Source organism: Microlunatus panaciterrae (assembly GCF_016907535.1).
Taxonomy (GTDB): Bacteria; Actinomycetota; Actinomycetes; order Propionibacteriales; family Propionibacteriaceae; genus Microlunatus; species Microlunatus panaciterrae.
The window spans coordinates 2,430,309-2,444,474 of the sequence record NZ_JAFBCF010000001.1 but is presented as its reverse complement, the minus strand read 5'-3'; the positions used below and the strand labels follow the sequence as shown (position 1 = coordinate 2,444,474).

Below are 14,166 nucleotides of genomic sequence, written 5' to 3'. Positions count from 1 at the left end.
GGTCCGCCGGCGGTCAGGGGCTTGACCGCTGCGTGCCTCCATGGTGAGATGGAGACCTCTTATGAAACCCCCTTTCGTAAATCTGGCCGAGTCGGCGGAGGAGCCACCCGGCGCCACCGTACGTCGTCTCAACTCGATCGCCTGCCTCCAGGCGGTAAGGGACGCTGCGTCGCCTCTCAGCGTCTCCGGGATCGCGGAGCGCACAGGGCTGTCCCGGCCGACCGTGGAGGCCGTCCTGGCCGATCTTGCGGCCGGCGGCTTGATCAAGGAGTCCCATGCCTTCCCGCGCGGAACAGGCCGACCGGCACGCCGGTTCGTCTTCGATGCCACGGCCGGGCGGGTGGCTGGGGTGGACGTCGGCCCACACAGCATCCGGGTGCTCGTCGCCGACCTGTCCGGCCACGTCATCGGCAGGTCAACGACCAGGATCAGTGGACGGGAAGACGCCGACAGCCGGCTTACCACGGTGCGGGATGCGGTCGAGTCGGCCCTCGGGAAGTCAGGGGCAGGCCTCGGTGATCTTCGAGCCGTCGGCCTCGGCGTGCCCGGCATCCTCGGTGTCGATGACCGGATCGTCAGCAGTCTGGCGATCCCGGAGTGGGTCGGGGAAGATCTGACCGGGCGGCTCGGCTCGCTGCTGCACTGTCCCGTCGTGATCGAGAACGACATCAAGCTCGCAGCACTGGCCGAGCTGCACGCAGGTGCGGCACAAGGGGTGCGCAACCTGGCGTTCTTCCAGATCGGTCACCGGGTGTCGCTGGCGTTGATCATGAACGGTCAGATCGTCCAGGGCAGTCATCGACTGGCCGGCGAGCTCGGCAGCCTTCGAGGGATGAAGTGGACCTCCACTTCGGTCCGTGGCGAGCTGCGCTGGAGCTCCGCTCCGACCGCGAGGGACGTCTTTCGCGCGGCCGCCGAGGGAGACGTGAGCGCACGTGCCGAGGTGCAGTCCTTCTGCGCGGAGATCGCTCCTCGCTTCGGGACCATCCTGCTCACCGTCGACCCCGACCTGGTCGTCATCGGTGGCGGCCTCTCCGGTGCCGGCCGGCAACTGCTCGACCCACTGCAGGCAGCGGTCGACCGCGTCCTGATGACCCCGGAGAAGCCACCGATCACGGCATCCGCATTGGCATCGGCCGGCGCGGTCACCGGCGCCCTCGGCAGCGCCTTCCACCACTGTTCGGCCGAGATCCTGCGGCTCCCCGGAGTGCCCGCACCCTGGTCGGTGTGGTCTCCGGAGTTCGGCGAGCTCCAGCCGACACCCGACATCACCCACCACCACTACCCCAACGAAGTCCACAGTAGAAAGAAGGCACAATGAAGTTCGGTTTCAGCTCCTACAGCTTCCACCAGCGACTCCAGAACGGCAGCATGTCGCTGTCCGACGTCATCGACTGGGTGGCAGAGAGCGAGGGTGAACACCTCGAGCTCGCCGTCCTGTCGGGCGTACCCGAGGGTCCCCTCCCGACCATCAACTCCGACCCGGACTTCGTCCAGGCGATCAAGAAGAAGGCCGCCGACGCGGGCGTCGAGCTATCCAACCTGGCCATCCCGGCAGGGTTCTTCCACGACGACCCGGCCGAGGTCAGGGCCGAGATCGACCGGGTGAAGAAGTACGTGGACCTGGCCGACGAGCTGGGCATGCGCCTGCTGCGCCATGACGTCGCCCACCGCAACGAGCCCGGTGACGACACACCGGTCTTCGAGAAGGCCCTACCGATCATCGTCGAGTCGGCCAAGGAGATCGCACAGTACGCAGCTGAGCGCGGCATCACCACCAGCCTCGAGAACCACGGCTTCTTCGTGCAGAGCAGCGACCGGGTGCGGCGCGTCGTGCACGCCGTGGACGAGCCCAACTTCCGGACCACGCTCGACATCGGCAACTTCCTGTGTGTCGACGAGGATCCGACTGTCGCGGTCCCGCAGAACCTGCCCTACGCCTCGATCGTGCACCTGAAGGACTTCTACGTCAGGCCGCAGAACGAGAACCCCGGCGAAGGCTGGTTCCGCAGCCGCGGCGGGAAATACCTGCGTGGCGCCATCGTAGGCAACGGTGACATCGAGATGCGGACGGTGATCAAGTCGATCAAGGAGTCCGGCTACGACGGGTTCGTCTCGATCGAGTTCGAGGGTCACGAGGACTGCCTGATCGGCTGCGCCCGGGGAATCGCCAACGCCATCCGCCTTTTCGACGAAGCCTAGAAAGCGAAATCACTCCATGACCAAATTGAGAGTGGGCGTCATCGGCACCGGAAGCATCGCCGGCTGCCATCTCGACGCCTATCTGGACAACCCCGACGTTGACCTGGTGGCCGTCTGCGACATGAACCTGGAACGGGCCAAGAACGTCGCCGACCGCTACCACGCCCAGCGTGCTTACGGCGAGGTGGACGAGATGCTGGCCGATCCGGAGATCGACGCCGTCAGCATCTGCACCTGGAACAACACCCATGCCGAGTTCGCGATCAAGGCGATCGAGGCCGGCAAGCACGTCCTGGTCGAGAAGCCGCTCAGCCGTACCTACGCCGAGGCGCAGGCCGTCGAGAAGGCGGTGGCCGGGTCGGACCGGGTGCTGCAGGTCGGTTTCGTCCGCCGCCACTCGCCCAACTGCCAGGTGCTCAAGTCGTTCATCGACGAGGGCGAGCTGGGCGAGATCTACTACGCCAAGGCGAGCTGTATCCGTCGGATGGGCAACCCCGGCGGCTGGTTCGCCGACAAGGAGATTTCCGGCGGCGGCCCGTTGATCGACATCGGCGTGCACGTGATCGACCTGTGCTGGTATCTGATGGGTTCGCCCAAGGCGGTCTCGGTCAGCGCCAACGCCTACAACAAGCTCGGCAACCGTTCCCATATCAAGACGATGCCACGCTATCGGGCCGCCGACTACGACCCGGAGAAGAACAGCGTCGAGGACATGGTCAATGCGCTGGTCCGGTTCGAGAACGGCGCGTCGCTGCTGCTGGAGACGTCGTACTCCCTGCACGCTCCGAAGGACAACCTCTCGGTGTCGGTCTATGGCGACAAGGGTGGTGCGGACCTGGAGCCGGGTCTGATGATCGCCACCGAGAAGCACCAGACGATCCTGAACGTCACTCCGCAGCTCGCCTCCTCCACCTTCCAGCTGAAGGAGGGCTTCCAGAACGAGATCGACAACTTCGTCGCCGCCTGTCGTGGTGAGGCCGAGGGTCTCTCCCCGGCCTGGCACGGAGCCGAGATCATGAAGATCATGGATGCCATCTATGCATCCGCCGAGAGCGGCCGCGAGGTGTCCCTCGTCTAGCCGCCCTTCGACAGGCTCACGGCGCGTTCAAGGCCCTTCGACAGGCTCAGGGCGCGTTGAAGGCCCTTCGACAGGCTCAGGGCGCGTTGAAGGCCCTTCGACCGGCTCACGGCGCGTTCAAGGCCCTTCGACAGGCTCAGGGCGCCTACGTGGCCTGAGCCTGTCGAAGGCCTCCTGGTCGTTGCTGACCATGACGTCGGCGTTCGCGCTGCTGCTGGCGCTCACCTGGATCGTTTCGGATGCCGCCGTCCGCCGGTCGTCACCCGATGTGGTGGCGGCCGGCCGGTCCTTCTTCAGCTGTCTGGGCATCTGCCTGCTGGCGACACGCAACAGCGGGGCGCTCCGACGGTCGCTGAACCTCCTCCGGGCCAGGCCCGCCTCGTTGGCACTGTCGGGCCTGCTGGGAGTGGCCCTTTACGCGTTCTCCTCCCTGCAGGCAATCTCCCTGTTGGGGGTCTCGATTCCCAATCTGCTGCTCGCCACCACCCCCTGCCTGTCGATGGGGATCGGTGCACTGCTGTTCCGGCTGCGGAGCCCTCGGATCGCGGTCCTCGGGGTCCTGTTCGCCACCGTCGGTGCGGTGGTCTACGTGCTCGGGTCCTTCACAGTGTCGGGTCCAGGTTCACAGCCGGGTGCCGGGTGGGGAGTCGCGGCTGCCGTGGTGGCAGTGGTGGCCATCGCCGTCTACGGTCAGCACTACGCCCGGCTGTCCAAGGGGCACGATCCGCTGGACCTGCTGCCGGGCATCTTCGGGCTCGGGACGCTGATGCTGCTGCTCCTGCTGGCCGTCACTGGGCGGCTGGTCGCGATCGTCGATATCGACCCGGCCACGCTCGGCCTACTGGTGCTCCTTGGCGTGGTGATCTACGTTCCGGTCTACGTCATCCAGCACCTGCTGATCCACCGCCAGGGCGCGGTCTATATGGCTTCCATCTCGCTGGTGGTGCCCTTCCTCGTCCGGGCCCTGGACATGCTGTTCTTCGACGCTCCACCGCCCAGCCTGGCAGAGGCCATCGGGATGTTGATCTGCCTGGGTGGAGTATTGCTGGTGGTTCGACACCCGTCTCAGCAGCGGCCCCAGGAGAGCGATGACCACTGATCAGCAGCAGGCGCCCACCTGGTCCCCTTGGCGCGCCGTCGTCGGCTTCGGCGTCGTCAGCCTCGCCGCGGACATGGTCTACGAGGGTGCCCGTTCGATCACCGGACCGTTGCTGGCGTCGCTGGGCGCCTCAGCCGTTCTGGTCGGGCTGGTGACCGGCGCGGGAGAGACTGCGGCGCTGGTGCTCCGGCTGGTGTTCGGCTCGCTGGCCGACCGGACCCGGCACTACTGGGGGCTCACCCTGATCGGCTACGCCCTGACCGCGATCTGCGTACCGCTGCTCGCCGTCACACCCTTCGTCGGCGGGGCCGGACTGGCGCTCGCCTGCACCCTGGTCATCGCTGAGCGGACCGGGAAGGCGATCCGGAGCCCGTCCAAGTCGACCCTGCTGGCCCATGCGGCTGCACCGATCGGGCTGGGGCGCGGTCTGGGGGTGCACAAGGCCCTGGACCAGGTGGGGGCGTTCGCCGGCCCGTTGTTGGTGGCTGGGCTGATCGCTGCGACAGCGGCGATCTGGCCGGCGCTGGCCTTTCTTGCGGTGCCTGGCGCTGTCGCCATCGGGCTGCTGCTGTGGCTGCGCGGCCGGCTCGGCGAGCCGGTGATCAAGACGTCGGAACCGGTCCGCGTCGTTCGCGGCAGACGCAGCCGGATTCCGCTGCCTGCCAGGTTCTACTGGTTCGCCGCAGCAGCCGGTGCGACCACCGCAGGACTGGTCACCTTCGGCATCATCTCCTTCCACCTGGTCCGCGAACAGGTCGTCGCCACCCCAGCCGTGCCGGTGATCTACGCCGCCGCGATGGCCACTGAGGCAGTCGCCGCGCTGGCGACCGGCTGGGCCTTCGACCACGTCCACGGCCGGGTGCTGCTGCTGCTTCCCCTGCTGGTGGCCGCCGTCCCAGCGCTGGCGTTCTCGAACCATCTGACGACGGCACTGATCGGCATCCTGGTGTGGGGCGCGGCAGGTGGCATCCAAGACTCCACCGTCAAGGCACTGGTGGCCCAGCTGGTCGCCCCCGACCGGCGGGCGACCGCCTACGGGGTCTTCGCTGCCATCCAGGGGGCAGCAGCGCTCCTCGGCGGTGGCCTGGCCGGCGCCCTGTACAGCCGGTCGATACCGGCGCTGATAGCGGTGATCGCGGCCACCCAGGTGGTCGCGCTGGCCCTGCTGATGATCACGCTGCGCCGCTCGGACCGGCCGAACCGGGCATCCTGACTTGACGTTGAGGGTTCCGTCGCGGAAAGCCATGTGGTTGGATGCGACAAAGATGGACACCGAGCAGAGGAAACCTGTCGCATGCGTCGAACACTGATCGGAGTCGCGGCCCTAGCCACGATCGCCGCCGCCTCTCTGACCCCCGCCAACGCCGCCGATCCGCAGATCGGCATCAACGTCGTGCTCAAGCAGGACATCAGTGCCGCGGTGGTGAAGGACCTGTCCCGCTTCGGCACCGTGAACGACCAGTACCCCGACATCGACGGGGTCACGATGAAGGTGCCCAGCTCGGCACTGACCAAGATCCGTGGCCTGAAGTACGTCGCTGCTGCCAACAAGGATGCCAAGCGGGTGGGCAAGCCGGTCCCGTCGAGCCCGTTCGAGGACACCGCCAACGGCATCACCACCTGGAACCTCGACCAGATCGACGTGAGCGAGCAGGGCAACCCCGACCAGCGCACCGTCGCCCAGACCGGCGCCGGGGTTTACGTGGCCGTGATCGACACCGGCCTGGTGAGCAGCTGGCGGTACTACTTCGGTGAGTCGCGGATCGCCTCCCAGTACGGCATCGCCTTCGGCGGCGGCGGCGGCGACAAGGGCACCGTCTCCACCCAGCCGAACAAATGGTCCACCGACCAGAACAGCCACGGCACCCACGTCACCAGCACCATCCTCGGCTACAACCTCAACGGCACCCCGGTCGGCGGTGTCGCGCCGCAATCGACCGTCATCCCGGTCAAGGTGCTCAACCAGAACGGTTCGGGCCAGTCCTCAGCGGTGGCCGCCGGCATCATGTATGTCGCGGACCTGAAGGCATCCGGCAAGCTGGGCTCAGCACCGGTGGTGATCAACATGAGCCTGGGCGGGCCTGACCTGGATGCGATGGAGAAGGCTGCGCTGGACTACGCGATCAGCAAGGGTGTCTTGATCGTCGCGGCTGCAGGTAACGAAGGGACGGCGGGCATGGGCTACCCCGGTGCCTACGCCCCGGTGATCAGCGTCGCTGCCACCGGCTGGACCGGCGAATGGCAACCGGGCGCCGATGGCAACCCGAGCAACTGGTGGAACGCCGACGACGTGCCCGACCCGACCTCGGCTGCCGATACCTACATCACCGACTTCTCCAGCCGGCAGCTGTCCGGCCAGCAGCTCGACCTGGCGGCGCCCGGGTCCTGGGTGGTGGGGCCCTACCAGACGAACGGGCAGACCAGCTACTACTTCCTGGGTGGCACCTCGATGGCCAGCCCGCACGTGGCCGGGGCGGTTGCGCTGATGCTGCAGAAGAACCACGGTCTCACCCAGGCCCAGGCTGAGACGGCGCTGAAGTCGTCGGCGACCCCTCTGCCGGGTGGCTGTCGAACGGTCCTGACGGGACCCGGCGGACCGACGACCCAGTACTGCTGGGAGACCGGCTCCGACACCGCCGAGGCGACCGGTGCCGGCATCCTGAACGTTCCGGCTGCGCTGGCCGCCACCCGCTGAGTCAACCTGGGCGGGCCGGCTCAACCGAGCCTGGCCCGCATCAGGGTCGGGCCGTCCACCAGCCTGATCTCCACAGCGGAGATCTGGGACCGCTTGAGCCTCGTCGTTGCCACCGGATGCATCACCTTGTTGGGCTTTGCGGTCCAGGTTTTCGCCTCCTCCGCATGGCCCTGCCGGTCCACCAGGTAGATCGCGTACTCGGCGTAGGCCCAGCTCGATGAGCCGGGGCTGGCTATGCCGTACTGGCACTCCACCCGCAGCTCGGTCCCCGACGGCACCGGCACGACATCGACGACGGCCGTCATCGAGGAGGGAACGACCGGGGAGAATGCCAGCCGACTCGACGCGTTCGCCGGCGTGGCCTGCTGGGCCACGCCACGCAGGGCGAAGCCGGCGAGGCCGCCCAGGACCAGGATCAGTGCAGCGGCCGCGGCGAGAAGCAGTGTGCGAGCGGGTCGGGTGGCCCGGCGGCGCGCCACCGCATCCAGCAGGGTGGGGGGCGGCGGCTCCGCCTCCATGTCGATATCGCCGTCCGGCAGCTGGGACAACAGCCCAGGCATGGCGGCCAGCTCGGTGACTGCGGCTCGGCAGTCGGGGCAGCCGGCCAGATGATCTTCGAACTCGTGCCGCTCGGCCGGCGACAGCGCACCCAGCACATAGGCGGCGTCCCACTGCAGATAGCGGTCCGCGCCCGACGCAGACCCTGAGCCGTAGGGGCGATCCGGATCGGGAACGCGTCGGCCGGTGTCCGGGCTCATGATCGGGTCACTCCCTTCTCCTGCAGGATCAGCTTCAACGTACGCAGTCCGTAGTGCAGCCGAGACTTCACTGTCCCCTCCGGGATTCTGAGCCGTTTGGCGATGTCGGCCACCGACTGGCCCTCGTAGTAGGCCGCACCGATGACGCTACGGTGTTCAGCCGAGAGCCCACTCATCGCCTCGGCGATGAGCCAGCGGTCCAGCACCTGGCTCGAGTCGTCGGACACCGACCGGTCCTCGACCACTGCGGTACCGACCTCGTGACGGCTGGCGGCGCTGCGCCACTTGTCCACGATCAGGTGACGGGTGACGGTGAACAGCCACGCTCGGGCAGCCGCGTCGTCGCGGGTGACCAGGTCCGGATCCCGCCAGGCCCGCAGCAGCACTTCCTGCACGACGTCCTCGGCCAGCTCCCGATCGTGGGTCATCCGCAGCGCGAACCGCCACAGCTCGGCGGCGTGCCGGTCGTGCAGCGCCTGCAGGGCCAGATCCTTCCGGCCCACCGCCGCCAGATCCTTCCGGCCAGCCGCCACCGATCGCCTCCTCCGCCATCCTCACCTTACGGCCCGTCCCGCTGTGGCTCGTCGTGATGGAGGACGACACAGGCCCGCGAAAAGTTCAGCTCCAGGAAAGTCACCTCGCTGGTGAACTGTGGAGGGGGTTGTCTCGTCTTGATCACTGCGAAGAGTTCGCGCCGCAGAGAGGATAGCCATGAGATCGAAAACGTTCGTCACGCTGGCCGGGCTGACCCTGTCGGTCGTAGCGCTGGCCGGTTGCTCGTCAGCCCAACAGGCCGCCACACCGGCAGGTGGTTCCACGCCGTCGCCGTCGGCTTCGAAGGCAGCCGCCGAGCTCAGCGTCGCGGACAGCTCGCTGGGCAAGATCATCGTCGATGCCCACCAGATGACCGCCTACTACTTCACCAAGGACACCGCCAACTCTGGCAAGAGCGCCTGCGCAGGCCCCTGTCTGCAGGCGTGGCCCCCGATCACCACCACCTCCGACAAGCCTGTGGTGGAAGGCATCACCGGGAAGGTGGCCACCATCACCCTCGCTGACGGCAAGAAGCAGCTGACGGTCAACGGCATGCCGATCTACCTGTTCGCCAATGACAAGTCGCCTGGTGATGTCAACGGCCAAGGGGTCAACAAGGTCTGGTACGTCGTCGCACCAGACGGCAAGATGATCACCAAGGCCGGCGGCGGATACTGACCGGCCAAGCCATGACCACGATCAATGGGCTGCCCGCACATGTGCTGCTGATCCACATCGTCGTCATTGTGCTGCCGCTGGCCAGCGCACTCGCGGTCATCGGCAGCCTCTGGCCGAAGGCGCAACGCAAGCTCACCTTCCTCACGCCGCTGGCGGCACTGGCAGGCATGGCAGCGGTGCCTTTCACCACTGCGACCGGCGCCCAGCTGGCGCAGCGGCTGGGAAACCCTGCCTTCATCGCCGAGCACATGCGGCTCGGCCTGCAGGTGCTGCCGTGGGCGGTCTCGTTGTTCCTGGTCACGGCCGGCCAGTGGGCCTATCTTGCCTATGCGCCGCGGCGGCGCTGGGTGACCGTACTGCTGTCCGTTGCGGCGGTGGTGAGCGCGATCGGCACCACCGTCATGGTCGCGCTCACCGGCGACGCGGGTGCCCACGCCGTCTGGGGTGGGCTCGCTGCCAGGTAGCCGAGCATTACCTTTCGCCAGGCCCGGTCTGGAAGACTACAAGTTCGACCGGACGGACCGAGGTGAGGACATCAGTGAGCGCAGGACACTCAGTGAAGCCCGGCGCTGAGCCCAGCGCCGCGGAGATCCGGAGATGGCGGCAGTACCTGGCGGACGAGCGGGCCGAGGCGCGCATCTATCGAGACCTGGCGAGCCGGCGCACCGGCGAGGAGCGGGAGATCCTGCTGGCGTTGGCCGAGGCTGAGGGGCGTCACGAGGCGCACTGGCTCGCCCTGCTCGGCGACCGGGTCGGACGAGCGGCCCGGGTGGATCTGCAGACGGTGCTGCTCGGGTTCCTGGCCCGGCGGTTCGGCTCGGTCTTCGTCCTGGCACTCGCCCAGCGGGCCGAGGCCCGCTCCCCCTACGACCAGGACGTGCACGCCACCGACGCGATGGCCGCCGATGAGCGGATCCACGAGGAGGTGGTGCGCGGGTTGGCCGCTCGTGGCCGCAGCCGGCTGTCGGGGAGCTTTCGGGCAGCCGTCTTCGGCGCGAACGACGGACTGGTCAGCAACCTGGCGTTGGTGCTCGGCATCAGCGCCAGTGGCGTCTCCAACCAGACGGTGCTGCTCACCGGCCTGGCCGGACTGCTCGCCGGGGCGTTGTCGATGGGGGCCGGCGAGTTCGTCTCGGTCCGGTCGCAGCGCGAGCTGTTGCAGGCCTCGACGCCCAACGAGTCCGCGCGGGCCGCCCTGCCGCACCTCGATGTCGACGCCAACGAGCTGGCGTTGGTCTATCGGGCCCGAGGCCTTGACCAGGTCGAGGCCGAGGCCCAGGCGGCGCAGGTGCTGCAGGACATCGACGCGGTGTCGCGAGCCGCCCCGCCGTCCGCGCCCGACGATGTCGACGAGCATGAAGCGATCGGTACCGGACTCGGCGCGGGACTGGCCAGCTTCTGCTTCTTCGCGTCCGGCGCGATCATTCCCGTACTTCCGTTTCTGTTCGGGATCGGCGGCCTGGCGGCTCTCGCGGTGGCCTCGGTCCTGGTGGGGATCGCGCTCTTGAGCACGGGGGCGATCGTCGGTCTGCTCTCCGGTGGACCTCCGCTGCGGCGGGCGCTACGCCAGCTCGCGATCGGATACGGCGCCGCTTCGGCGACCTATCTGCTCGGGCTGCTGTTCGGCACCGCGGTCGGATAGTCAGGTCAGGGCTGCTCGTACAGCAGATCGCGCCGCCGGAAGCCGACGAAACCGACGAGCCCCAGCACCAGCGCGATCCCGCACAACCAGCCCAGCGGCCACCAGTCGACGGCCTCGGCTGTGACATTCGGTACGTGCCTGAGCGGGCTGACGTCCAGCAGCCAGCCTGGCAGGTTGAGGCTAGGACCGAGGATGGTCAGCCCGAAGGTGGCGACCACTCCCACCCAGGCCGCCAGTCTGGCTGCCGGATGCACGCCGACCACGACCATGCCGACGCCGACGAGGATCCACAGGGCCGGTACCTCGACCACGCTCTGCAGCACCAGGTCGTGGACCGATACCTCGGTGCCGGTGGCCTGCGCCGTCAGCGCGAGCACCAGGCCACCCAGCACCAGCACCAGTGCGGGTCCAGCCAGAGCGATCACCACATGGCTGGCCATCAGCTGTGGCCTGGAGACGGCGGCCGCCAGGACCGGCTCGGCCCGATATTCGGTCTCCTCGGTCAGGAACTTCATCAGCACCTGGATGCCGAAGACCGCGGCGATGATGGCGAGGATCTGCAGCAGGGTGTGCAGGAAACCGAAGACGAGATCGGCCCGGGTATTACCGGTGACCGCGAGGAAGATCTCGACCTGCGGGTTGTTCGCGAACAGGTCGCCGATCGAAGGTGACAGCAGCCCGAACACCGTGCCCAGTACGACGAACGCGACCGCCCACGAGGTCATCAATCCGCGCTGCAGCCGAAGGGCCAGCCCCGCAGAGCTGGTCACCAGCCGACCGCGGTCCGGGCCAGGCGCCGGTGGCAGCAAACCCATTCCGAAGTCGCGGCGACCGGCCAGGACGAAGGCGATCAGGAGCAGCACCAGGCTCAGCCCCAGGCAGGCCAGCAGCGGCCACGGGTTGTTGTCGCTGTTCGGCGCCACCTTCTGCGTCCAGCCGAGCGGGGTGAACCAGAGCAGCCAGTCCTCGTCCGGCGAGGCGGTGGCGAACCCGCGGGCGAGGTAGCAGACGCCGAGCAGGGAGACGGCGAGGCTGTTGGCGGTCTGTGAGAAGGATCCGATCTGTGCCGTCACCGCAGCGACCGCACCGAACACCATTCCGCTGGCGGTGAAGGCGGCAGAGGTCAGCAGCGTCGCCACCAGGTCACCGCCCAACAGCAGGGTCACGGCGCCGGAGACGACGCCGACCATCAGTGAGGCGATCCAGGCGAGGCCCACGGCGGCAGCCAGTCGCGCCTGCCTGCCGACGACGCCGGAGGCGACCAACTCCGCCTGACCCGAGTCCTCGCCGGCCCGGCTGTTCGCAGTGACGACCAGGATCGCCATCAGCGAGGTGAAGAAGCTACCCAGCCCGAGGGCTCGCCAGACGTTGAACGCGTCGGCGGTGGCGAAGTCCGAGGGTGGGCCGAACAGCAGGCTGAAGGCGGGGTTGGTGCCGATGGTGGCACTGAACGTCCGGCGGAAGACCGGATCGTCGAAGACGATGGCATAACCGATCATCGACGACGCGGTCAGCACAGTGACGATCCCGACCCACGGAGCGATGATGCGACGGCTCTGCCGGGCGTCGACCTCGAGCAGCTGCCGGAACCCGACGAAGGCGTTCATGCTCCGCCTGTCCGGGTGCCTTCGAGGTCGTAGTGACGCAGGAAGAGATCCTCCAGCGAGGGCGGGACGACCTCCAGGGTGTTGATTCCCAGGGCGGCGAGGCGCGCCATCACAACCCCCACCTGGTCCACCTCCACCAGCAGGCTGACCCGTCGGCCGTCGACACGGAGCTCGGAGACGCCCGGCAGGGTCTCGAGGCCGGTGGGCGCGACGGACAACACCGCGGTAATGGTGGTTCGGCCCAACCGGCGCATCTCGGCCAGCGTCCCGGTGTCGACGACCTTGCCGGCACGGATGATGCTGATCCGGTCCGCCAACGCCTGCACCTCGCTCAGGACATGGCTGGACAGCAGGATGCTGCGGCCCTGCTCCTTCTCCTTGGCGATCTCCTCCTGAAAGACCGCGCCCATCAGCGGGTCCAGGCCGGAGGTCGGCTCGTCCATGATCAACAACTCGACCTGGGAGGACAGCGCGGCAACGATGGCCACCTTCTGTCGGTTGCCCTTCGAGTAGCTGCGACCACGCTTTGTCGGGTCCAGCTCGAAGCGGGCGAGGAGGTGCTCTCGTCTCTTCTCATCCAGTCCGCCGCGCAGCTTGCCGAGCAGATCGATGGCCTCGCCGCCGGTGAGACTCGGCCACAGGCTGACATCACCGGGGACGTAGGCCAGCCGACGGTGCAGCGGCACCACGTCACGCCAGGGGTCACCACCCAGGACCGAGACCGACCCCGAGTTGGCCTTGAGCAGCCCCAGCAGCACCCTGATGGTGGTCGACTTGCCAGCCCCGTTGGGGCCGAGGAAGCCGTGCACCTCGCCTTGTTCGACCTCCAGGTCCAGATGATCGAGGGCGGTGAACCGACCGAAGGTCTTCACCAGGCCCTTGATGCTGATCGCCCGATCCATGACACCACTGTGATCCTGTCGGGACGGTTTGTCAGGCACGGCAGCAAGGTTGTCCGCCTGGCCGCCGGCGGCCTGCCGGTGGGGCGGGGACCAGCTGATCCCCGCCCCGGCAGGATCAGCTGACTTCGCTGAGTCCGTCGATGGCGGACACCTCGTCGGCGCTCAGCTCGATCCGTGCCCCAGCCGCATTGGCGACGATGCGCTCCTGGTGGGTCGACTTCGGGATGACAACGAACTCATGCTTGACGTGCCAGGCGACGATCACCTGAGCCGTGGTGGCGTCGTGGGACTCGGCGATCGATACGAGCGTCGGGTCCTCGAGGTTGCTCGCCCGGAAGGGGCTGTAGCCCTCAAGCACGACACCGCGGTCCTTGAGCCCGTCGACGATCGTGGCGTCGAAGAGCGACGGACCCCACTTGATCTGGTTCACCGCGGGCGCGACCCCGGTGGCCTTGATCAGCTCATCGATCTGGTCCAGGGAGTAGTTGCTCACCCCGATCGACCGGGCCAGGCCATCCTGCTGGGCCTTGACGAACTCTTCCCACGCTTCCGGCGTGGCCTGCTTGTTCGGCGGCCAGTGCACGAGCCACAGGTCGACCTGGTCGAGGCCGAGCTTGCTCAGGCTCTCCTCCAAGGTCTGGCGTTCACGGCCCACGTTGTCGGGCGGCATCTTGGTGGTGACGAAGATGTCGTCGCGAGGCAGTCCAGCCTCAGCAAGTGCCTTGCCGATCCCGGCCTCGTTGCCATAGCCGGTGGCGGTGTCGATGTGTCGGTAGCCCGCCTCGAGCGCGAAGCGGGTGGCCTCGCCGACCTCGGAGTCCTCGATCTGCCAGGTCCCGAATCCCAGCAGCGGCATCGAGGCTCCACTGTTCAGCGCAACCGCGGGTGTGGCGTAGTCCAAAGTAGTCATGTTGCATCCTGTACCCGGTCCGGGCTACGTTCACTCAGCGGTCTTGAAGGATGAGAAATCG

At 67.7% G+C, this 14,166-nt stretch carries 14 protein-coding genes; 9 read left to right on the top strand and 5 right to left on the bottom strand.

Annotated features, from left to right (window positions below; all coding sequences use genetic code 11):
- Window positions 1-61: 61 nt before the first annotated feature.
- From JOE57_RS11060 to JOE57_RS11035, 6 genes are all read left to right on the top strand, one after another.
- Window positions 62-1,321, top strand: a complete 1,260-nt coding sequence (locus JOE57_RS11060; protein ID WP_204917941.1) for an ROK family transcriptional regulator — start codon at window positions 62-64, stop codon at window positions 1,319-1,321.
- Window positions 1,318-2,202, top strand: coding sequence for a sugar phosphate isomerase/epimerase family protein (locus JOE57_RS11055; RefSeq protein WP_204917940.1), 885 nt, complete (start codon window positions 1,318-1,320; stop codon window positions 2,200-2,202). The genes JOE57_RS11060 and JOE57_RS11055 overlap by 4 nt, the downstream gene beginning before the upstream one ends.
- Window positions 2,203-2,218: 16 nt before the next feature.
- On the top strand, window positions 2,219-3,280 hold the full coding sequence (locus tag JOE57_RS11050) for a Gfo/Idh/MocA family protein (protein WP_204917938.1): 1,062 nt from the start codon (window positions 2,219-2,221) through the stop codon (window positions 3,278-3,280).
- Between the two features lie 190 nt (window positions 3,281-3,470).
- On the top strand, window positions 3,471-4,379 hold the full coding sequence (locus tag JOE57_RS11045; RefSeq protein WP_204917936.1) for a DMT family transporter: 909 nt from the start codon (window positions 3,471-3,473) through the stop codon (window positions 4,377-4,379).
- Complete coding sequence (locus JOE57_RS11040; RefSeq protein WP_204917934.1) at window positions 4,369-5,592, top strand: MFS transporter; 1,224 nt, start codon at window positions 4,369-4,371, stop codon at window positions 5,590-5,592. Before JOE57_RS11045 ends, JOE57_RS11040 begins: the two co-directional genes overlap by 11 nt.
- An 81-nt stretch (window positions 5,593-5,673) precedes the next feature.
- The gene (locus JOE57_RS11035; RefSeq protein WP_204917932.1) at window positions 5,674-7,074 is read left to right on the top strand and encodes a S8 family peptidase; all 1,401 of its coding nucleotides are present in this window, start codon (window positions 5,674-5,676) and stop codon (window positions 7,072-7,074) included.
- Window positions 7,075-7,094: 20 nt separating this feature from the next.
- Here the strand turns inward: JOE57_RS11035 and JOE57_RS11030 are convergent, their stop codons facing one another.
- On the bottom strand, window positions 7,095-7,832 hold the full coding sequence (locus JOE57_RS11030) for an anti-sigma factor family protein (protein ID WP_204917930.1): 738 nt from the start codon (window positions 7,830-7,832) through the stop codon (window positions 7,095-7,097).
- Window positions 7,829-8,365 (bottom strand): sigma-70 family RNA polymerase sigma factor, encoded by a 537-nt coding sequence (locus JOE57_RS11025; protein WP_338041266.1) that lies wholly within the window; start codon window positions 8,363-8,365, stop codon window positions 7,829-7,831. Before JOE57_RS11025 ends, JOE57_RS11030 begins: the two co-directional genes overlap by 4 nt.
- 178 nt (window positions 8,366-8,543) lie before the next feature.
- On the opposite strand from JOE57_RS11025, the gene JOE57_RS11020 reads away from it, so the two are divergent.
- The 3 genes from JOE57_RS11020 (at window position 8,544) to JOE57_RS11010 (ending at window position 10,686) form a co-directional block, all read left to right on the top strand.
- Window positions 8,544-9,044: a COG4315 family predicted lipoprotein gene (locus JOE57_RS11020; RefSeq protein ID WP_204917928.1), complete on the top strand. Its 501-nt coding sequence runs from the start codon at window positions 8,544-8,546 to the stop codon at window positions 9,042-9,044.
- 11 nt (window positions 9,045-9,055) lie between these two features.
- Window positions 9,056-9,508: a hypothetical protein gene (locus JOE57_RS11015; protein WP_204917926.1), complete on the top strand. Its 453-nt coding sequence runs from the start codon at window positions 9,056-9,058 to the stop codon at window positions 9,506-9,508.
- Between the two features lie 74 nt (window positions 9,509-9,582).
- Window positions 9,583-10,686, top strand: coding sequence for a VIT1/CCC1 transporter family protein (locus JOE57_RS11010; RefSeq protein WP_338041265.1), 1,104 nt, complete (start codon window positions 9,583-9,585; stop codon window positions 10,684-10,686).
- Window positions 10,687-10,691: 5 nt separating this feature from the next.
- Here JOE57_RS11010 and JOE57_RS11005 read toward each other — a convergent pair whose 3' ends face one another.
- The 3 genes from JOE57_RS11005 to JOE57_RS10995 all read right to left on the bottom strand — a co-directional run bounded on the left by JOE57_RS11005 (window position 10,692) and on the right by JOE57_RS10995 (window position 14,105).
- Window positions 10,692-12,293 (bottom strand): ABC transporter permease, encoded by a 1,602-nt coding sequence (locus JOE57_RS11005; protein WP_204917924.1) that lies wholly within the window; start codon window positions 12,291-12,293, stop codon window positions 10,692-10,694.
- Window positions 12,290-13,195, bottom strand: coding sequence for an ABC transporter ATP-binding protein (locus tag JOE57_RS11000; RefSeq protein ID WP_204917922.1), 906 nt, complete (start codon window positions 13,193-13,195; stop codon window positions 12,290-12,292). The genes JOE57_RS11005 and JOE57_RS11000 overlap by 4 nt, the downstream gene beginning before the upstream one ends.
- 115 nt (window positions 13,196-13,310) lie before the next feature.
- Window positions 13,311-14,105: an aldo/keto reductase gene (locus JOE57_RS10995; protein ID WP_204917920.1), complete on the bottom strand. Its 795-nt coding sequence runs from the start codon at window positions 14,103-14,105 to the stop codon at window positions 13,311-13,313.
- Between the last annotated feature and the right edge of the window lie 61 nt (window positions 14,106-14,166).